Source organism: Pseudomonas sp. NFXW11, assembly GCF_049887815.1.
Lineage (GTDB): Bacteria > Pseudomonadota > Gammaproteobacteria > Pseudomonadales > Pseudomonadaceae > Aquipseudomonas.
The window spans coordinates 40,611-58,389 of the sequence record NZ_JAGEKI010000018.1; the positions used below are offsets into that span (position 1 = coordinate 40,611).

A 17,779-nucleotide genomic window follows, 5' to 3' on the forward strand; every position below is an offset into this window, starting at 1 on the left:
GGGTAATCCGGGACGCTGCTGAACCTTACACGCCCCAGCGCGGAATGGGGTGGCTGCCCATGGACAGGCACACGTTCTTGATCTCGGCGAACACTTCGAAGCTGTATTCGCCGCCTTCGCGACCGGTGCCCGAGCCCTTGACACCACCAAAGGGCTGGCGCAGGTCGCGCACGTTCTGACTGTTGATAAACACCATGCCGGCCTCGATGCCCCGGGCCAGGCGATGGGCCTTGCCGATGTCCTGGGTCCAGATATAGGAGGCCAGGCCGTACTCGGTGTCGTTGGCCAGTTGCAGGGCCTGGGCCTCGTCCTTGAACGGGATCAGGCACACCACCGGGCCGAAGATCTCTTCCTGGGCGATGCGCATGCGGTTGTCCACATCGGCGAACACCGTGGGCTGGATGAACTGCCCGCGAGCCAGGTGTGCCGGCAAGCCCGCCGGGCGCTCCAGGCCACCGGCCAGCAGGGTCGCGCCTTCTTCCAGGCCGATGCGGATATAGCCGGTGACCTTGTCGTAGTGGGCCTGGGTGATCATCGAGCCGACCTGGGTCTTGGGGTCGGTCGGGTCGCCGACGATCAGCCGCTTGGCCCGGGCGGCGAATTCCTTGACGAACTGCGGGTAGACGCTTTCCTGGATGAAGATCCGGCTGCCGGCGGTGCAGCGTTCGCCGTTCAGGGAAAAGATGGTGAACAGCGCGGCGTCCAGGGCCCGTTCCAGGTCGGCGTCCTCGAAGATCAGCACCGGCGACTTGCCCCCCAGTTCCATGGAGTACTTCTTCAGGCCGGCGCTCTGCATGATCCGCTTGCCGGTGGCTGTGCCGCCGGTGAAGGAAATCGCCCGCACGTCCGGGTGGCGCACCAGGGCATCGCCGGCAGTGGCGCCGTAGCCCTGGACAATGTTCAGCACTCCGGCGGGAATCCCGGCTTCCAGCGCCAGCCGGCCCAGCTCATTGGCGGTCAGCGGCGACAGCTCGCTCATCTTCAGCACCGCGGTGTTGCCCAGGGCCAGGCACGGCGCGGTCTTCCAGGTGGCGGTCATGAACGGCACGTTCCATGGCGACACCAGGGCGCAGACGCCCACCGGCTGGTACAGGGTGTAGTTGAGCATCTGGTCGTCCACCGGATAGCTGTGGCCATCCATGCGGGTGCAGACCTCGGCGAAGAAATCGAAGTTGTGCGAGGCCCGGGGAATCAGCACGTTGCGGGTCTGGTGAATCGGCAGGCCGGTGTCCAGGGTTTCCAGCTCCGCCAGATGCGGCACGTTCTCTTCGATCAATGCCCCCAGGCGACGCATCAGTCGCGCACGCACCGATGCTGGGGTATTGGCCCATTTCGGAAAGGCCTCCTTGGCCGCGGCCACCGCCTGGGCGATTTCCTCGGCGCCACCGCTGGCCACCTCGCCGATGGCTTCACCGGTGGCGGGGTTGTAGTTGGTGAAGACTTCGCGGCTTGCGACTTCGCGGCCGTTGATCCAGTGCTTGATCATTTATGCGTGCTCCTTGGCCGCGGCGGTGGGGGCGTGGTGGGTGAAGAATTCGTGCTCGCTGACGATGCGGTTGGCCAGGCGGCCGATGCCTTCGATTTCCACCACCACTTCATCGCCGGGCACCACGTCGGACAGGCCCTCGGGGGTGCCGGTGGCGATCATGTCGCCCGGCTGCAGGGTCATGAAGCCGGACAGGTACTCGATCAGGTAGGGCACGTCGAAGATCATGTCGGCGGTCGTGCCTTGCTGGCGCAGCTCGCCGTTGACCCAGGTGCGCAGGGTCAGGTTGTTGGGCGCGGGGACTTCGGCGGCGTCGACGATCCACGGGCCGATCGGGGTGGTGGCGTCGCGGTTCTTCACCCGCAGGTTGGGCCGGTAGTAGTTCTCCAGGTAATCGCGGATCGCGTAGTCGTTGCACAGGGTGTAGCCGGCCAGGTAGTCCAGGGCGTCCTCGCGCTTGACGTTGCGCGCGGTCTTGCCGATCACCGCCACCAGCTCGCACTCGTAATGCATGTAGGCGACGTTGTCCGGGCGCCAGGTCACCTGGTTGTGGCCGGTGTAGGTGCCCGGCGACTTGATGAACACCAGGGGCTCGGTGGGCGGGGTGAAGGCCAGCTCGGCGGCGTGGTCGGCGTAGTTCAGGCCCAGGGCGAACAAGGTGCCGGTGGCCGGCGGCAGCCACTCTACCTGGTCTTCGGCGAGAACCCGGCCATCGGCCAGTTGCAGGGCATTGGCGTCAGTGCCCCGGGCTTCGTGGACCTGCCCCTGATAACGGATACGTGCTCGTTTCATCTCGCTTCCTTATTCCGTAACTATGGAGTTGGCCAGGCAGCCCAGGCCTCTGATGCGCACCTCGACCTGGTCGCCGGGGTGCACATCGACCCGGCCTTCGGGGGTACCGGTAATCAACACGTCGCCGACATCCAGGGTCATGAATTGGCTGATTTCGGCGATCAGCTGGGGGATGCTGCGCACCAGGTTGGCGGTGCTGTTGTGCTGCACCCGCTCACCGTTGACTCGCAGCTCGATCTCCAAGGCATGGGGGTCGGCCACCTCGGCCGCGGGTACCAACTGCGGGCCTATGGGGCAGAAGCCATCGCGGCACTTGGCCTTGACGGCGGGGCGGTAGTAGCTGTCTTCCGGCAGGCTGAATTCATTGACGATGGTGTAGCCGGCCACGTGTTCCAGGGCCTGTTCCACGCTCACGCGGCTGGCGCGCTTGCCTATCACCACCCCCAGGGCCGGGCCCGGCTGCAGGCGCTCGACGCCTTGGGGAAACACCACCGGCGCCCCATGCTGGTTGCGGGTATTGGGCGTCTTGATAAACAGCACTGGCTGCGTCGGGGGCTTCTGGTAGGGCGGCTGGTTGAAGCTCTGCAGATGACTGTTGAGCAAGCCCTGGTAGTTCAGCGCAACGCCGAACAAGGTGCCTCCCGCGTGATCGTTCAGTGCACGGCTCATCGAGCGTCTCCTGGTTGCTGGTCTGGGTATCCCGCCTTGGCGTTGCTGCTGGCGGGATGAATTCGTTAATGTGTTAACGTTATATTTAATATGTTAACGATCGTCAAGCGCGGTACCAGCACAAACTCGCCGGCGCTGGCGGGCAGGGCGCCCATGGCGCAGGATGCGCAAGCCTTGCAGCGACTGAACAATAAAATACGAGGGGTGCCCATGAACCCACGCCAACCCATTCCCAACATCAACATCGGCCAGGTCTACGACCAGCGCTACGCCGATGCCCAGGTGCACTACGACAAGCTGAGCAACCTGGCGGGCTTCTTCGGCCGCAATATGCCGGTGCACCGCCACGACCGCTTCTTCCAGGTGCACTACGTGCAAAGCGGCGCGGTGCGGGTCTACCTCGACGACCGGCAGTACCTGGAGTCGGGGCCGATGTTCTTTCTCACCCCGCCGACCATTCCCCATGCCTTTGTCACCGAGGCCGACAGCGAGGGCCACGTGCTCACCGTGCGTCAGCAACTGGTGTGGGAGCTGATAGCCGCCGATCCGGCGCTGGCCCCGGTCACCCCGATGGCGCCGGCCTGTGTGACCCTGGCGCGCCTGGGGCCGCCATTCGCCGCCGAGGTGCGGCGCCTGGAGCGCTTGTTCGAGGCGTTGCAGGAGGAAATCGCCGGGCAGGGCGCCGGTCGCGAACCGGCCCTGGAAGCCTTGACCCGGCTGCTGCTGATCAGCCTGCTCAGGCTTTCGGCCAATTCCCTGGAGGCGCGCCCGGCCCGTCACGAAGACCTTCAGATCTTTCATCGCTTCAATGAACTGATCGAGAACCGCTACCTGGAACACTGGCCCCTGGCCCGCTACGCAGCTGCACTGGGGGTCACCGAGGCGCGGCTCAACGACGTCTGCCGGCGCATTGCCGATCTGCCCTCCAAGCGCCTGGTGTACGAGCGCCTGATGCAGGAAGCCAAGCGCCTGCTGCTGTTCACCGGCAGCTCGATCAACGAAATCTGCTACACCCTGGGCTTCAAGGACCCGGCCTATTTCAGCCGGTTTTTCCAGCGCTATGCCAAGCTGGCGCCGGGCGAGTACCGGGCGCATCAGGGCGGGATAAAGCCGCCGTCCTGAGCGCGAAAGTGCTGGGAGTGGCAACGCTGGGCATGGGACACTCCGCGCTTTTGCCCGACAAGGAAGGTGGTCATGTTGCGTCTCGCTGTGCTGTCCCTACTGCTGGCCGCTGCGGCCCCGAGCCTGGCCCGGGAGCTGCCGGAGCAAAAGCCGCTATGGGACCAGCAGCAAGGCTGGATCAGCGCCTGCGATAACCGACGCGACTGCCACCTGCTCTATGCGCCGGACAGCGTCTTTGGCCAGGAGAACAATCACCTGACCCTGCATGTGCGCAGCCAGGCAGGGCCAGAAGGGCGCGTGCAATTGCAGCTGGATCACCAGGGCGCCGCCTTCGACCTCGCGGCCCTGCGCCTCGACGGCCAGCCCCTGGAACCTGAATTGCTCGCGGCGCTGGTGCTGCAGCCGGAGCAGGAGCAGGCCCAGGAGCAACAGCACTATCGGGTCGATGATCAGGCCCTGGCCCGGCGATGGCTGGCGCGCCTGGCGGCCGGCCAATTACTGGCGCTGCCGGGGAATGAGCCGGCGCAGGTGCTGCTGGCGCCCTTGCCGGGCTTGTTGCAACAGATTGATCAGGTGCAGCAGCGCGCAGGCACGGTCAGCGCCTTGGCGCTGGCCGGTGAGCGCCCGGCCAGCGAAGTACCGACAGTGGAACCGGCCAAGGCCTTGCGTGCCTATCCCGGGGTGGCCGCGCTCGGCGCCAAGGAACGTGCCGGGCTGCTGGCGGCGGTGCAGCGGGCCATGCCGCCAGCGCCCGCCAGCGAGGACGATGAGTACCAGATGGCGCCGAGGATCGAGCTCTATCCGCTGACGGCGACCCAGGCGCTGGTGGTGGAGCTGTCCGACTGCGGCGCCTATATTTGCCTGTTCGAGCTCAGCAGTCGCTCGCGCACGGCGCCCTATGCCGTGCAACCCTTGGCGCTGCAGGCATTGCCTGCCGGCAGCGTCGACCATACCGGTGGTATCAACTATGAGCCCAAGACCGGCGTCCTCGGCAGCTACCTGATGGGCCGCGGCATAGGCGACTGCGGCGAGATGGCCACCTGGCAATTCGACGGCCGCGCCTTCCAGCTCACCGACTACCGGCGTATGCCGGTTTGCAGCGGCCTGGGCTATGACGACTGGCCCGTGCTCTGGAGCGCTGGTACGCCGCTCAAGCCCTAAGGCGCTCAGCAGCAACTCGCGCTGGCCCGTGCGGCGGCGGGTTGCAACGGCGAATGCCCGAGCAACAGGTCCGCGGCCTTTTCCCCGATCATGATCGCCGCCGCATTGGTATTGCCGGTGATCAGACTCGGCATGATCGAGGCATCCGCCACCCGCAGCCCCTCAAGGCCATGCACCCGCAGTTGATCGTCGACCACCGCCAGCTCGTCGTGGCCCATCTTGCAGCTGCCCACCGGGTGGAACACCGTGCCCAGGTTGTGGCGGATCCACTGTTCGATCTGCTCCTGGCTCTGCACCTCGGGCCCGGGCACCAGTTCGCCCTGCAAGTGCCGGGAAAAGGTCCGGGTCGCCGCCAGCTGGCGCACCAGGCGCAGGCCGGTCACCAGTTTGCGCAAGTCTTCCGGGTGGCTAAGAAAGTTGGCTTCGATCAGCGGCTTGGCGCGCGGGTCGGCACTGCTCAGGCGCACCCGGCCCCGGCTCTGCGGGTGCATCACCGCCACATGCAGGCTGATGCCATGGCCCAGGGGCACCAGCCGCTGCGGCTGGTTCTTCAGTGCCGGGGCGACGATCAGCCCCAGCTGCGGCACCGCATCGTCCGGGTGCAGGCGCAGAAAGGCTCCGGATTCCACGGTATTGGAGGTCAGCGGGCCGCGGCGCCGGGTCAGGTACTGCCAGGGCGCCCGCAGCAGGGGCAGCAGGCCCCGGGGCGACAGGCCGTAACTCAGGCCCGGGTCGCTGCGGTACATCAGCACTATGTCCTGATGATCCTGCAGGTTGCGCCCGACCCCCGGCAGCGGATGGCGGGGGAGGATGCCATGGGGCTCCAGCTCCTCCGCCGGGCCGATGCCCGACAGCAACAGCAGTTGCGGCGAGTTGATCGCCCCGGCACACAGAATCACTTCGCGGCGCGCCAGCAGCTGACGTACCTGGCCGCCCTGGCTGACTTCCACGCCAATCGCTCGTTGTCCCTGCAGCAGCACCCGGTGGGTCAGGGTATTGCTCAGCACACTGAGGTTGGGCCGCTGCAACACCGGGTACAGAAAGGCCCGGGCCGTACTGCAGCGCTCGCCGTTGATCTGGGTGACATGGAAGGGCCCGAAACCTTCCTGCTCCGGGCCGTTGAAATCCGGGTTGTAGCTCCAGCCCAGCTCCCTGGCGGCCTCGTAGAACACCGAGTTGACCGGGCTCGGGCTGCGCTGCTCGGCCACATTCAGCTCGCCGTTGCGGCCATGCCAGGGCGCATCTCCCGGCTCGAAATGCTCCGAACGCATGAAGTAGGGCAGCAGTTCGGCATGGCTCCAGCCCTGGTTGCCGGCAGCGGCCCAGTGGTCGAAATCCTGGCGGTGGCCGCGGATATAGATCATGCCGTTGATTGCGCTGGAGCCGCCCCAGACCCGGCCCCGCGGGCAGGGGATGGGCCGCTCGCCGCTGCCCGCCTGGGCGCTGAATTGATGCATCCAGTTCCAGCGTGGGTTGGCGATCAGGCGGATGATCCCCGCTGGCACGCGCACATAGGCGGCGGGCAGTAGCGTGTGGTCGCTGGGTCCGGCCTCGATCAGGCAGACCTTGAGCGTCGGGTCGGCGGACAAGCGGTTGGCCAGTACGCAACCGGCGGAGCCGGCACCAACCACGATGTAGTCGAAGGTCTGGGGAGCGCTTTGATTCATGGGGGGGTACCTCGCAGGCAGTCAAAGAAATCCATCTCAGAGCCCCAGCAGCGAGCCGACGTCGAGGGTCACTTGCAGGCCGACGACAAAGCCGTTACCGCTCAGCTCGCGGGCTTCGGGGTTGTAGAAATTATCCGGGTTGATCAGGTACTGGACGCTGGGCTCCAGGGCCAGTTCGTGGGTCAGGGCGATATGCGCGTTGGCCTCCAGGGCATACACATCGCGCTGGCCCAGGCGCGAGTCGCCGCCGTTGGCGATCCGCACCTGCTGCTGGAAGCGCAACTGGTGGTCGTTCAGGCGCAGGTAGCTGGCCTTGAGGTTGAGCTTGTCCCGGGGCCGGTCGAAGGGCGCGAGGTAGGTCAGGCCTGCCTCGGCGAACTGGCTGAAAGGCTGCTTGTCATCGGCCGCCGCCGACAGCGAGCCGAACAGCAGCAGGGCCTGGGGCGCGGTGCCCTGGCCGGCGTCGGCGCGCCACAGCGACTGCTGGAACTTGAAAAAGGCGCCGCCTGTGCCGAAGTCCATGGCCCCGGTCAGCGGGTCGACCTGCTTGGAAGTGTTGTAGTAGCCGTTGAGCTCGTAGTGCGAGCTGTAGGCATCGCGGTTCTGGCTGCCGACACCCAGCAGCAGGCTGGTGCCGCTGGCGTCGTCGGTGCTGAAGTCCAGGCCCTTGCGCTTCTTCAGGTAGTCCACCGGGTTGGATTCGAAGGCGCCGCCATGCACATACCACTCGGGCGTCATCTGGTACTTCAGGTAGCCGCCCCAGCTGCCGTAGGGCGGCGGCAGGACCCCGGTGGAGGAATCGATGATCGGGTCGTTGCAGGTCACCGTGCTTTCGCAGTTGTAGATGTAGAAGTAGCGTCGCGCGTTGGTGCGCCCCAGGCTCAGGTCCAGTTGGCCGTCGAGCCAGGTCTGCTGGTAGGTCAGCAGGCTCAGCTGGTTGCTGGTGAGGTCGTTGTGGATCGGCGCGCCGGCAAAGTAGCTGCCGGCGGCGCCTTGCCAATTGCGCGAGGTGGGCACGCCGGTCTGGTGGTCGAGAATGAACAGGGTCTGTTCAAAATGCACGGCCGCGCCGTCGAGGCCGGCCAGGGTCTGCAGGTTGAAATCGGCACCGACGAACAGATCGCCGCTGTTGCCGAAGCTGTGGGGCCGGGGGCCGGTGTCGAGGTTTTTCATCGCCAGGCTGAGGAACTGCACATGGGGGCTGATGCCCTGGTCGGCCAGGTAGTCGCCCAGGCCGGACAGTGGGCCGGAGCGGGTCTCGGTCGGGGCCTCGGCGAGGCAATCAAGGGGCAGCAGCAAGGCTGCCAGCAGCGGGCACAGCGCATAGGAAGGGTTCATGTCGGGTACTCGTTTCTTGTTGTTTTTGTCTTGAGTGTCGAACACCGGCGAATCAGGCCTCGGCCAGGGCCGGTGTCGGGTTGACCAGCACCTTGATCTGGCTCTTGTCCTGCAGCAGGGCTTCAAAACCCTGTTCGACCGCCTGCTCCAGGGCCAGGCAGCGAGTCACCACCCGGGACAGGTCCAGGCGTCCGCGGGCGAGCAGCTCGATCAGGTCGGGGTAGACATGCCGGTAGCCGACGCTGCTGAGCAGGCGCAGTTCGTTGTTCACCAGGTGGAAGGCATCCAGGCTCACTTCGCCCATCAAGCCCACCAGTACCGCTTCGCCACCCTTGCGCAGGCAGTGCAGGGCGTGGCTCAGGGTCTGCTGACTGCCGGCGGCTTCGAAGGCGCTGTCGAGGCCGCCGTCGCTGAGTTGCCGCAGCCGTTGCCGCAGGTCCGGGTCGCGGCCATCCAGGGCCGCCGAGGCGCCGAACTCCAGGGCTAGGCGCCTGCGCTGCGGGTCCAGGTCCACGGCGTAGATGCGTTCCACTCCGCGCAAGCGTGCCAGGAGGATCAGCAACAGGCCGATGGGCCCCAGGCCGAACGCCGCGCAACTGTCGCCGGCCATCAGGCTGCTCTGGTTCAAGGCATGGAAGGCCACCGCCGCAGGCTCCAGCACCGCGGCCTGCTTGAAACTGACGTTGTCCGGCAGGCGGTGCAGCATGTAGCTGGGCACCCGTGCCTGTTCGGCGAAGCCGCCGTCGCCCATCAGGCCGATAAAACCCATGAACTGGCAGAGGTTGTACTGGCCCATGCGGCAGTAGCTGCATTCGCCGCAACGGTATTCCGGTTCCACCGCCACCCGCTGCCCCAGCAGGTGCGGATCGACCCCCGGCCCCAGGGCAATTACCTGGCCGCAGAATTCGTGACCCAGGGTCAGCGGTGCCCGACAGCCGGACAATGGATGGACGACCTCCTGGGGAATGGAGTGAGGCCCATCGACGTACTCATGCAGGTCGCTGCCGCAGATGCCGCAGTAGGCGACTTGCAGCAGGACTTCCCCGGCGCCGGGCTGGCGCGGTTGCACCTGGCTCAAGCGCAGGTCGCGGGCGGCGTGCCAACGCAGTGCGTTCATGGCTGGTTTCCTCGAAGGGAGGTGGCAGGAGCGAGAGGGTCGTGCCGGGGTTGTCGACGGGCCAGCACCGCCGGCGCGGTTTCCTTGAGGAACAGCGCCAGCACAGCGGCCAGCAAGGCACCGCCACAGGACATCCACATGACGATCGACAGGCCGAAGCGGTCGGCGGCGAAACCGGCGACGGTGGGAGCGACGAAACCGCCCACCAACTCGCCGATGCCCATGATCAGGCCCAGGGCGGTGGCCATGACTTCCCGGGGCACGGTTTCCGCCGGGATGGTGGCCATGAACAGGGTGAAGCAGCCCAGGCCGGTGTAGGTCAGCAGCATCAGCACCCCCAGCAGCCAGGGCGAGGGCGCGTAGAGCAGGGCCAGGGGGCAGCAGGCGGCGATCAGCGAGAACAGCACCAGGGTCGGGCGTCGACCGATGCGGTCGGAAATCGCCGGCACGCCGAAGCCCCACAGCACCCAGGCGGCGCCCAGGCAGCTCATCACCGTGCCCATGCCGGCCGGGCTGTAGGCGCGCACCTTGACCAGGAAGGTCGGGGTGAAGGCAATCAGGATGATGAACCAGGTCAGGAACACGCAGCTGATCAGGGTGCAGAGCAGGATATTGCGGCTTTTCAGCAGGGCCAGGCGCTGCCCGCCCGATGCTCGCGCAGTGGCGGCCTGGGGTTCGCTCCGGGGCCGGTCCGGCTGCACGTAGCGCCAGATCAGCAGGGCGATCAGCAAGCCGGGCAGCAGCGAAATCACAAAGGCATGGCGCCAGCCAAAGGCCTCGGCCAGGCCGATCAGCACCGGCGGGCCGATCACCGCCCCCAGCAGGCCCGCGGCCGAGCCCTGCAGCAGGCCCATGTTCAGGCCCCGGCGATGGGGCGAGGAGGCTTCCACCATCAAGGATTGCGACAGCGGCAGGATCGGCCCTTCGGCCAGGCCCATGATGGCGCGAAACAGCAGCAGGCTGAGAAAGCCGCCCACCAGCCCGGACAGCGCCGAGCACAGGGAAAACAGCAGCACCGCGATGATCAGCAGTGGCTTGCGCCTGCCGCTGCGGTCCGACCAGGCGCCCACCAGGGCCCCGGAAACCGCCCAGGTCAGGGCCAACACCGAGGACAGCAGGCCCAGGTGGCTATTGCTCAGTTGCAGCTCGTCGGCCATGAAGGGAAACAGGAAGGACAGCGCCAGGCGATCGAAAAAGACGAAACCGAAGGTCAGGAACAGCACCGCCAGCAAGCGGTTTTCGTAGCGGGCCTTATTGTTTTTATTAGCCATGAAGGTTCTCCGGGGGAGGGGTTCAGCGACCGCCATCAGCGCAGCAAGCTGTCGATATGGGCGGCGCCCAGGCCGATCTTCTCGTAGTGCTCGCGGCACAGCGCGAGATAGGAATGCACGTCGAAATAGCCGTTGGGCTCACCCTGGTCGTCGAGCCAGATCAGCGGGCCCTTGACGATGAAGAACACCCGCATCGGCTGTTCATGCTCATAGGCCACCAGGGTGTGGCCTTCGCCCGGGGTTTCGTAGACGAAGTCGCCGGCGCTGGCGGTCCATTCATGCTCCAGGTAGCCCCACTTGCCGGACAGGGTGTAGGCGAAGACTTCGTGGGGGTGGTAATGGCGGTTCACCAGCCCGGCGCTGCGGGCCATGAGGATGTCGCACCAGCGGTTCTCGCTGGGGGAAATCCACAGCGGCCGCGAGGCCACGGTCTCGGTGAAGGGCACATACAGGCGCAGGTCGTCGCTGGCGGCGTCGGGCAGGTAGACCTCGGGCTTGGCATCGGGCTTGAAGCAGTGGGCGATGGGCTGCAGGTCTTTCCAGAATTCACGGGTGGCGGCTTCGGGCATGGTCGGCCTCGGTGGTTGTCATGGGGAAGGGCAGTGCCGACTTTAGGCCCGGGCAGGGCTTGGGGTTTGCGCGGATCGGACCTGTTGTTTGCCGCTTTCGGACAGGAATTGCCTGACCGCAAAACAGCACCCGATGAAGGCTGCAAGGCGCCACTGCCTCCCTGCGTCGGCAGTTGACAGGCTATATAGTTCAGATGTTAATGAACGGCCGCAGCCCGCAGAAAATGCGGCCCCTGGTGCCCGGACACAGCCTTGCCGTCCGGGGAAGATCCCGCCGCCATGAGAAGAACAACAATGTCTCCATGCGCCTTGCTCGAAACCCGGCACGCCAGCACCCAGGCGGTCGCCCTGGATCAACGCCTGAGCTTCTGGGAGGACTACAACGCCAGCACCCTGGTGGGGCTCAAGTGCAACTCCTACGCCGAAAGCGGCTTTGCCGCCCGCCAGGACAACCTGCAACTGCAAGCCATGCGCCTGGCGCGGATCGTCGGCAACGAACATGTGGTGGAGCGCGACAGCTCGATGATCCGCGGCGTGCCCAAGGAGTCGATCTTTGTCTCGCTGGTCAGCGGCAGCGGCTCGTTCTTCTATCAGGACGGCGCCTGCCAGGTGCTGGAACCCGGTGAACTGGTGGTCTACCGCACCGACAAGCCTTATCTGTTCGGTTTCGCCGGGGCCATGGGCCAGTTCATCTTCGATATCCCCCAGGAGCAGTTCGCCGAACGTTGCCTCAAGCGTTTCGACCGGCCGCTCAAGGTCAGCCTGCACAACGGTGGCCAGCGCCTGCTGCTGCGCACCCTGGGAGAGCGCACCCGGGCGTTTTTCCAGCAGCCGCTGCGGGGCGAGGCCGAGGGTTACCAGGAACAGGCCTTCCAACTGCTGGCCAGCATCATTGCCGGGCAGGCCGGCGAGCGGCCGATCAATGCCCTGAGCGCGGCCTACCTGCTGGCGGCCAAGCAGTGCATCCAAGAGCAGTTGGCCGACCCGGGGCTGAGCTGCGAGCGGGTGGCGGCCCAGACCGGCATTTCCACCCGGCACCTGGCCCGGCTGTTCGCCCTGGAAGACACCCTGCCCAGCCGTTTTATCCTCGAACAACGGCTGCAACAGGCCCGCCAGCTGCTGGGCAGCGGCCAGGGTGCGGGCCTGGATATCAGTGAAGTGGCCTACCGTCATGGCTTTGCCAGCCAGGCGCATTTCGCCCGGGCGTTCAAGGCGCGTTTCCAGCTCACCCCCAGCGAGGCGCGAGGCCCTCAGTAGCCTGAGGACCGCGGCTTGTGCCTATTTCCAGCCATCCCTCGGGCCTGGCGGCGTCCAGTGCCAGGGGCCGGGGATGCGGCTTCGGGGTGGCGAAGAGCTGGGGCAGAATTGCTCCAGGCCGCATTTTCGCAACAGTTCGTCCAGCGCTTGCCGCGAGGTATCCGCCGCAGGGGGCAAAGGCGGCTGCCACTCCTGCCGGCGCAGTTGTGCGGTGCGTTGCAACAAGCGCGTTCGGGCGCACTGCCAGAAACAGATTTCATCGAGGTAGTGCTCGGTTTTGCGGTGCATGGACATCTCCTTTGTCTCAGCGGATACGCAAGTTCCCGGCTGCCAGACAGCACAGCGCCAGGTTCACGGGCAAGCAGACGCGCAGGCCGCGTCGCGCGACACCCCGGGGCCGGTGTGGCCAGGGGCGTTGCAGCAGCACGCAGGTTTTTATGGGGGGTTAAGGGAATGCGGGCCTGAGGGTCATGCAGCTGATCAGAGGATAGAAAACCCTGAGCCGTGGCCGTGGCCAATGTCCCGGGCGGTGTTGTTCAAGCGTCGGCTGCCGAGCAGCGCAAGGCCGGTGGGAAGGGTGCAGGGATCAGGGTTGCGGTGCACGTCAGCGCGGGGTTGCTGCGGCGGCTGTGGCGAGGGCAGGAGGCGGTGGCTGATGCCGGGCATCAGCCACGCTGGTGCGGGGTGTTCAGCGCAGGGCGGCGATGGCCTCGGCCTGCTGGTCCAAGAGTTGCCGCTGCAGGGCCGCGAACTCGGCTCGGGGTTGTTGCAGGCGCACGAACTCCAGCATCGGGTCCTCTACGGCGGTGCGGATGCCCGACAGCGCCTCCAGGGTGGCCAGGCCGCAGAACGGCACATAGGCCTCCGAGTAGCCGCCTTCATGCACCAGCACCAGGCGCCCGCCGCACAGGCGCTCGGCGGCGTCGCGCAGGCACTGGGTCATTTCGCGGAACGAGTCGCTGTGCAGCAGCATGCGTGCCAGCGGGTCCACGGCGTTGGCGTCATAGCCACAGGCGACGATGATCAGCTGCGGTTCGAAGCGTTCCAGGGCCGGCAGCACGATACGCTGCATGGCGTGCAGGTAGGCGTCATGGCCGCCGCCGGGCAGCAGCGGGATATTGATGTTGCAGCCCAGGCCGGCGCCGCGCCCGCGTTCGTGTTCGCCGCCATAGCCCGGGGGAAAGCAGCCGTCCTGGTGCAGCGACAGGGTCAGCACATCGGCCCGTTCCTCGAAGATCGACTGGGTGCCGTTGCCGTGGTGCACGTCCCAATCCACCACCGCCACCTTGCCCAGGCCGTGGCGGGCCTTGGCCGCCTCGATGGCGATGGCGATATTGGCCAGGAAGCAGAAACCCATGGCCTGCTCGGCCTGGCAGTGGTGTCCTGGCGGCCGCGACAGGGCATAGGCGTTGTCGGCTTCGCCACTGAGCACCGCGTCCACCGCGGCGATCGCCAGCCCGGCAGACACACAGGCGATTGCATAGCTGCCGGGGCCCACGGGCGCCTCGTCCCCCAGTTCGCCGCCACCGGCATCGCTCAGGGCCTTGAAACGTTGCAGATAGTGGGCACTGTGCACCCGCAGCAGGTCCTCCTGGCTGGCCGGCGCGGCGCTCCGCAGCTGCAATTGCCGGGTCAGGCCGGAGACGTCCATCAGGCTTTTCAGCCGGCGCTTGGTTTCCGGCGACTCGGCATGCCCGGCCGCGGCCGGCGGCTGTACCCAACCGCCCACCGGCAGGGTCAGCACATGGGGCCCGGCGCTGTGCCAGAGGCAAAGTTCATCGAAGAAAAACGCGGTTTTGCAGGTCATGGCGATCTCCATCTTTCAAGGGAAGGGGCAGGCTGGCCGGGGCGTTCAGTGCGTGTGCCGACAGGCGAGCACCAGCAGCAGCGACAGCAGGGTGATGGCGCTGGCGCCGAGCAGCAGGCCCTGGAAGCCGCCGCTGCTTTCGATCAGGCGCCCGGCGATGCCCGGGCCAATCGCCAGGCCGGCGCTGATCACCAGGTTGGAGGCGTTCATCAGCCGGCCGCTGCGGTCCATTTCGGCCATGCGCGCGAGTATCAGCGGCAGGATGAAGGTCCAGGTGAACTTGAACACCAGCGCCGCTAGGGCGAAGCGCGCCAGCTGCGGCTGGCCCAGAAGCAGCAGTACCGAGGTCGCCATCAGGCCATAGCCCAGCAGCAACAGCAGCGGGCGCGGCAGGCGGTCGCCGAACAGGGTGGCGCACAGCGCACCGACGATGCCCATCAGGGTGGCGACGGCCAGGATCTCGCCGTTGCTCTGGGGCGAAAGCCCGGCCTGGCTGCCGATCGAGCCGATAAAGGTCCAGACCCCGCTGAGGCTGATGTAGAACGTCAGGATGCCGAGGATGCCCAGGCCGGCCTTGGTCCAGGCGATCGGTGGCGCCTTGCCGGCCTGGTTGCTGCCCTGCGCCGCGCCCGAGGGAAAGCGCCGTACCAGGGGCAGGCACAACAGCATCAGCAAGGCCAGGATCAGGTAGCAGGCCCCCAGGCCGAACCGGGCGAAGAGCATCGGCAGCAGGCTCAGGCCGATGCCCCCGAGCACCAGCTGGCCCATCACCCAGAAGCCATAGGCACGGCTCGGGGTGGGGCTGGCGGCGGCGCTGGCCAGGCAGATGATAATCAGCGAGCCGCCGGCCAGGGCGCTGCAGAAACGCGCCAATAACAGCAGCGGATAAGTGTCGGCGAGCATCGACAGCAGGTTGGCGGTGATAAACAGCAGGGCGCTGCTCAAGGCGGCGCGGCGCCAGTCGAGGTGCTTGAGCCACCAGATCGCCGGCAGCGTGGCCAGGCTCATGGCCCCCAGCTCGGCGGAAAACAGGTCGCCAATCTGCGCTGGGCTCAGTTGCCACTGGCTGGCCAGTTGCTCGGCGATGGCCGGGGCCATCAACAGCACGGCGGGGGTGATGGCGGCGAACAGCACGATGGCCGCCAGCAACCCCAGGGGTTGCTGGGCCAACTGCGGGGTGTCGCTCAAGGCGAGGTGGCGGGTGTTCATGGCAAGGCTCCTGAGGCAAGGGTCAGAGCAGGCGCAAGGCCGCGCAGCTGCTGCAGCTGGGGGCGTTGCTCATGGGCGTTGCATCTCGGGTTGGCGTGCTCATTCGGCACGCGGCGCTGGGCGGAAAAAGGCCAAAGGCGGCCTGTGGCCGTCAAACGCGACGGCGCAAGGCAACGGGCGCCAATGGGCGGGATCAGTCGGGCGGGGCGTGCAGCAGCTGGGCGATGCGGGCCTTGTCCTTGACCCCGAGCTTGCTGTAGATGGCGCGGATGTGATGGCGCACGGTGTTGGGTGAAATGCCCAGGTCGCGGGCCACTTCCTTGTAGGTCTTGCCGTCGCCGAAGCACTGGGCCACGGCGTTTTCCCGCGGGCTGAGCTTGGGCAGCAGGCTGCGGCTGCGGGCGGCCAGCAGGTACAGGTCGCCCACTGCCGAGCAGTCGATCTGCAGGCGCTTGCCCTCGAAGCCGCTGCTGTCCAGGGGCATCGGCAGTTGCGGGCCACTCCACTGCGGCCATTCATGCAGCAGCAGGTCGACGAAGCCGCGCTCGGCGCTTTGCAGCACGCCGCGCTGGTCGCACACCGCCAGGGCCAGGTTGCGCGGGCGGCTGAGTTTTTCGCGCATGGCCACCAGGGTGCGGATCTGATTGGCCGATACCGCCGCCACCAGGTGCAGCATCAGGTTGCCCAGCAACTGGCAGTCGCCGTGGTTGAACGCCGTGGCGCCCGGGGCGCGGTACAGGGCCAGGTGGTTGCTCAGTTGGGTCTTAGGGTCGATGTGCACCACGCACAGCAGTTCGCCGATGCGGTACAGGCGCCCCAGCCAGTTGAGCCCGGGGCCGTTGTCCGGGTCGCCCATATCGACAATCACTGCGCGCCCCGGAACCTCGTGCACCCGGCTCACGGTGACATCGCTGTGGCGGATCGATTGCCAGTCCGCCAGGTAGCTCGGTGGCAGGCGGTACAGGTAGCAGCTGTGTTCGTCGGGCACGCCATCGATCAGCGCCGAGCGGCCCCACCAGGCGCTGTCAAAAGGCAGCAGCCGGGCGATGCGCGCCAGGGCGTGGTGATGGAGGTTCTCGATGTCCTTGTTCTGCGCCAGTTGCTGCAGGTCCAGGGTCAGTTCACTGAAGGCCTGCAACAGGCTGGCCGGGTCATGCTCAGGTCGGTTCATGGCGCTGTACCTCTGGGTGACCTTGTTGTTGTTTTCGTCACGGAAGGGGTTGCGGGCCGGTATGCCTGGGGGGCGTGGGCAGGGCCTGGGTCGAGTATCGATGGCCCGCAGAACGTGCGCCATCCTACAGATGCAGGAGATGGCCCATGGCCCGATGGTGCTGATCGCTTATGCTCAAGCACTTGAAACCGCGAGTTCCATTGGGAGCGCGTTCGATGCCCATGCCGCCTTTCTCCGTATCCCACTGCGTGACGGGGTTCGACGCCAGCAGGCTGCGGCCCTGGGGCTGCCGCTTGTATGGTTTCAGCGAGACCCTGCCGGGCACCGTACAGCGGCTGGAGGTGGCCCAGCCACTGGTCAAGCTGGTGATCGGCCTGGCGTCCCCCTATGGCCTTGCCGCCAATGGGCGCGAGGAGCGTTGCCAGGCATTTCTGGTGAGCCGTCCGGCGGCGCCGATGCTTGTCGAGCAGCGTGGTGCTCATGCATGCATCGAGGTGGAGCTGCCACCCTGGGCCGCGTACCGGCTGTTCCAGGGCGATGGACAGGTGCTGGCCAGCCCTTGGCTGGATCTGCGGGAGCTGTGGGGCGCCGAGGTTTCCCTGCTGGTCGAGGCGCTGGAGGAAAGCCCCTGCTGGACCCGCCGACTGCAAAGGGTCGAAGGCTTTCTCGCCGAACGCCTGCAGCACTCGCGCCGGGACGTGCCCGAGATGCTGCGTCGGGCCTGGGAGGCGTTGCAGCGCAGCGGTGGCTGTGCCCCGATCCACCAGCTGAGCCAGCAGGCCGGCTGCAGCGGACGGCATTTTGCCAGTCGCTTCAAGGCCCATCTGGGGCAAGGGCCCAAGGCCTGCGCCCGGCATATCCGTTTTGCCCGTGCCCAGCAGTTGCTGGAGTCGGCACCGGCGCTGGAACTGGTGCAGGCTGCGGCACTGTGCGGCTACAGCGACCAGAGCCACTTCACCCGGGAGTTCCAGGCGTTTGCCGGCTGCTCCCCGGGGGCCTATGCCCGGGGCGGATGGGCCGATATTCCTGGCAAGCCGGGCTCTTTGCTCAAAGGGCAGGAAAATTGAGCGAACCGGTCAGTTTTATTCAAGACGGGCCAAGCCTTCCAGGCAGACAGTGACGCCTCTGTCTTTTATGAACATG

15 protein-coding genes are annotated in these 17,779 nt (G+C 66.5%); 4 read left to right on the forward strand and 11 right to left on the reverse strand.

Annotated features, from left to right (window positions below):
• Positions 1 to 25: 25 nt before the first annotated feature.
• The 3 genes from hpaE to J4P02_RS24275 are packed head-to-tail and all read right to left on the reverse strand — an operon-like array spanning position 26 to position 2,947.
• On the reverse strand, positions 26 to 1,486 hold the full coding sequence (hpaE, locus tag J4P02_RS24265) for a 5-carboxymethyl-2-hydroxymuconate semialdehyde dehydrogenase (protein ID WP_426195038.1): 1,461 nt from the start codon (positions 1,484 to 1,486) through the stop codon (positions 26 to 28).
• Positions 1,487 to 2,278: a fumarylacetoacetate hydrolase family protein gene (locus tag J4P02_RS24270; protein WP_426195041.1), complete on the reverse strand. Its 792-nt coding sequence runs from the start codon at positions 2,276 to 2,278 to the stop codon at positions 1,487 to 1,489. It abuts the gene before it with no gap.
• Positions 2,279 to 2,287: 9 nt separating this feature from the next.
• The gene (locus tag J4P02_RS24275; RefSeq protein ID WP_426195043.1) at positions 2,288 to 2,947 is read right to left on the reverse strand and encodes a fumarylacetoacetate hydrolase family protein; all 660 of its coding nucleotides are present in this window, start codon (positions 2,945 to 2,947) and stop codon (positions 2,288 to 2,290) included.
• Positions 2,948 to 3,157: 210 nt separating this feature from the next.
• On the opposite strand from J4P02_RS24275, the gene hpaA reads away from it, so the two are divergent.
• Together hpaA and J4P02_RS24285 are read left to right on the forward strand one after the other, a co-directional pair.
• Entirely contained in the window at positions 3,158 to 4,069 is a 912-nt protein-coding gene (gene hpaA, locus J4P02_RS24280; protein WP_426195045.1) for a 4-hydroxyphenylacetate catabolism regulatory protein HpaA, read from the forward strand.
• Positions 4,070 to 4,141: 72 nt separating this feature from the next.
• The gene (locus J4P02_RS24285; RefSeq protein ID WP_426195047.1) at positions 4,142 to 5,230 is read left to right on the forward strand and encodes a DUF1176 domain-containing protein; all 1,089 of its coding nucleotides are present in this window, start codon (positions 4,142 to 4,144) and stop codon (positions 5,228 to 5,230) included.
• Between the two features lie 5 nt (positions 5,231 to 5,235).
• Here the strand turns inward: J4P02_RS24285 and J4P02_RS24290 are convergent, their stop codons facing one another.
• From J4P02_RS24290 to J4P02_RS24310, 5 genes are read right to left on the reverse strand one after another with little or no spacing between them, the layout of a single operon-like run.
• The gene (locus tag J4P02_RS24290) at positions 5,236 to 6,897 is read right to left on the reverse strand and encodes a GMC family oxidoreductase (RefSeq protein ID WP_426195049.1); all 1,662 of its coding nucleotides are present in this window, start codon (positions 6,895 to 6,897) and stop codon (positions 5,236 to 5,238) included.
• A 36-nt stretch (positions 6,898 to 6,933) separates the two neighbouring features.
• Positions 6,934 to 8,235, reverse strand: coding sequence for a carbohydrate porin (locus tag J4P02_RS24295; RefSeq protein ID WP_426195051.1), 1,302 nt, complete (start codon positions 8,233 to 8,235; stop codon positions 6,934 to 6,936).
• A 52-nt stretch (positions 8,236 to 8,287) separates the two neighbouring features.
• Positions 8,288 to 9,352, reverse strand: a complete 1,065-nt coding sequence (locus tag J4P02_RS24300) for a 2,3-butanediol dehydrogenase (RefSeq protein ID WP_426195053.1) — start codon at positions 9,350 to 9,352, stop codon at positions 8,288 to 8,290.
• Entirely contained in the window at positions 9,349 to 10,623 is a 1,275-nt protein-coding gene (locus J4P02_RS24305; RefSeq protein WP_426195055.1) for an MFS transporter, read from the reverse strand. Before J4P02_RS24305 ends, J4P02_RS24300 begins: the two co-directional genes overlap by 4 nt.
• A gap of 35 nt (positions 10,624 to 10,658) precedes the next feature.
• Entirely contained in the window at positions 10,659 to 11,192 is a 534-nt protein-coding gene (locus J4P02_RS24310) for a 2,4'-dihydroxyacetophenone dioxygenase family protein (protein WP_426195058.1), read from the reverse strand.
• Between the two features lie 294 nt (positions 11,193 to 11,486).
• Here J4P02_RS24310 and J4P02_RS24315 point away from each other — a divergent pair, with 294 nt between their 5' ends.
• Positions 11,487 to 12,449 (forward strand): helix-turn-helix domain-containing protein, encoded by a 963-nt coding sequence (locus tag J4P02_RS24315; protein ID WP_426195060.1) that lies wholly within the window; start codon positions 11,487 to 11,489, stop codon positions 12,447 to 12,449.
• Positions 12,450 to 13,137: 688 nt separating this feature from the next.
• Here J4P02_RS24315 and J4P02_RS24320 read toward each other — a convergent pair.
• From J4P02_RS24320 to J4P02_RS24330, 3 genes are all read right to left on the reverse strand, one after another.
• Positions 13,138 to 14,256: a class II histone deacetylase gene (locus tag J4P02_RS24320; protein ID WP_426195062.1), complete on the reverse strand. Its 1,119-nt coding sequence runs from the start codon at positions 14,254 to 14,256 to the stop codon at positions 13,138 to 13,140.
• Positions 14,257 to 14,301: 45 nt separating this feature from the next.
• Complete coding sequence (locus tag J4P02_RS24325; RefSeq protein ID WP_426195064.1) at positions 14,302 to 15,465, reverse strand: MFS transporter; 1,164 nt, start codon at positions 15,463 to 15,465, stop codon at positions 14,302 to 14,304.
• Between the two features lie 193 nt (positions 15,466 to 15,658).
• Entirely contained in the window at positions 15,659 to 16,636 is a 978-nt protein-coding gene (locus J4P02_RS24330; RefSeq protein ID WP_426195066.1) for a helix-turn-helix transcriptional regulator, read from the reverse strand.
• A 215-nt stretch (positions 16,637 to 16,851) separates the two neighbouring features.
• On the opposite strand from J4P02_RS24330, the gene J4P02_RS24335 reads away from it, so the two are divergent.
• On the forward strand, positions 16,852 to 17,703 hold the full coding sequence (locus J4P02_RS24335; protein WP_426195069.1) for a helix-turn-helix transcriptional regulator: 852 nt from the start codon (positions 16,852 to 16,854) through the stop codon (positions 17,701 to 17,703).
• The last annotated feature ends 76 nt before the right edge of the window (positions 17,704 to 17,779 follow it).

What these genes read in the sequence shown, in the direction of transcription:
- J4P02_RS24270 (WP_426195041.1), bottom strand. Translation starts at nt 2,278, where the DNA reads ATGAAACGAGCACGTATCCGTTATCAGGGGCAGGTCCACGAAGCCCGG.
- J4P02_RS24300 (WP_426195053.1), bottom strand. Translation starts at nt 9,352, where the DNA reads ATGAACGCACTGCGTTGGCACGCCGCCCGCGACCTGCGCTTGAGCCAG.
- J4P02_RS24305 (WP_426195055.1), bottom strand. Translation starts at nt 10,623, where the DNA reads ATGGCTAATAAAAACAATAAGGCCCGCTACGAAAACCGCTTGCTGGCG.
- hpaE (WP_426195038.1), bottom strand. Translation starts at nt 1,486, where the DNA reads ATGATCAAGCACTGGATCAACGGCCGCGAAGTCGCAAGCCGCGAAGTC.
- J4P02_RS24325 (WP_426195064.1), bottom strand. Translation starts at nt 15,465, where the DNA reads ATGAACACCCGCCACCTCGCCTTGAGCGACACCCCGCAGTTGGCCCAG.
- J4P02_RS24275 (WP_426195043.1), bottom strand. Translation starts at nt 2,947, where the DNA reads ATGAGCCGTGCACTGAACGATCACGCGGGAGGCACCTTGTTCGGCGTT.
- J4P02_RS24310 (WP_426195058.1), bottom strand. Translation starts at nt 11,192, where the DNA reads ATGCCCGAAGCCGCCACCCGTGAATTCTGGAAAGACCTGCAGCCCATC.
- J4P02_RS24315 (WP_426195060.1), top strand. Translation starts at nt 11,487, where the DNA reads ATGTCTCCATGCGCCTTGCTCGAAACCCGGCACGCCAGCACCCAGGCG.
- J4P02_RS24330 (WP_426195066.1), bottom strand. Translation starts at nt 16,636, where the DNA reads ATGAACCGACCTGAGCATGACCCGGCCAGCCTGTTGCAGGCCTTCAGT.
- J4P02_RS24290 (WP_426195049.1), bottom strand. Translation starts at nt 6,897, where the DNA reads ATGAATCAAAGCGCTCCCCAGACCTTCGACTACATCGTGGTTGGTGCC.
- hpaA (WP_426195045.1), top strand. Translation starts at nt 3,158, where the DNA reads ATGAACCCACGCCAACCCATTCCCAACATCAACATCGGCCAGGTCTAC.
- J4P02_RS24285 (WP_426195047.1), top strand. Translation starts at nt 4,142, where the DNA reads ATGTTGCGTCTCGCTGTGCTGTCCCTACTGCTGGCCGCTGCGGCCCCG.
- J4P02_RS24295 (WP_426195051.1), bottom strand. Translation starts at nt 8,235, where the DNA reads ATGAACCCTTCCTATGCGCTGTGCCCGCTGCTGGCAGCCTTGCTGCTG.
- J4P02_RS24335 (WP_426195069.1), top strand. Translation starts at nt 16,852, where the DNA reads ATGCCCATGCCGCCTTTCTCCGTATCCCACTGCGTGACGGGGTTCGAC.
- J4P02_RS24320 (WP_426195062.1), bottom strand. Translation starts at nt 14,256, where the DNA reads ATGACCTGCAAAACCGCGTTTTTCTTCGATGAACTTTGCCTCTGGCAC.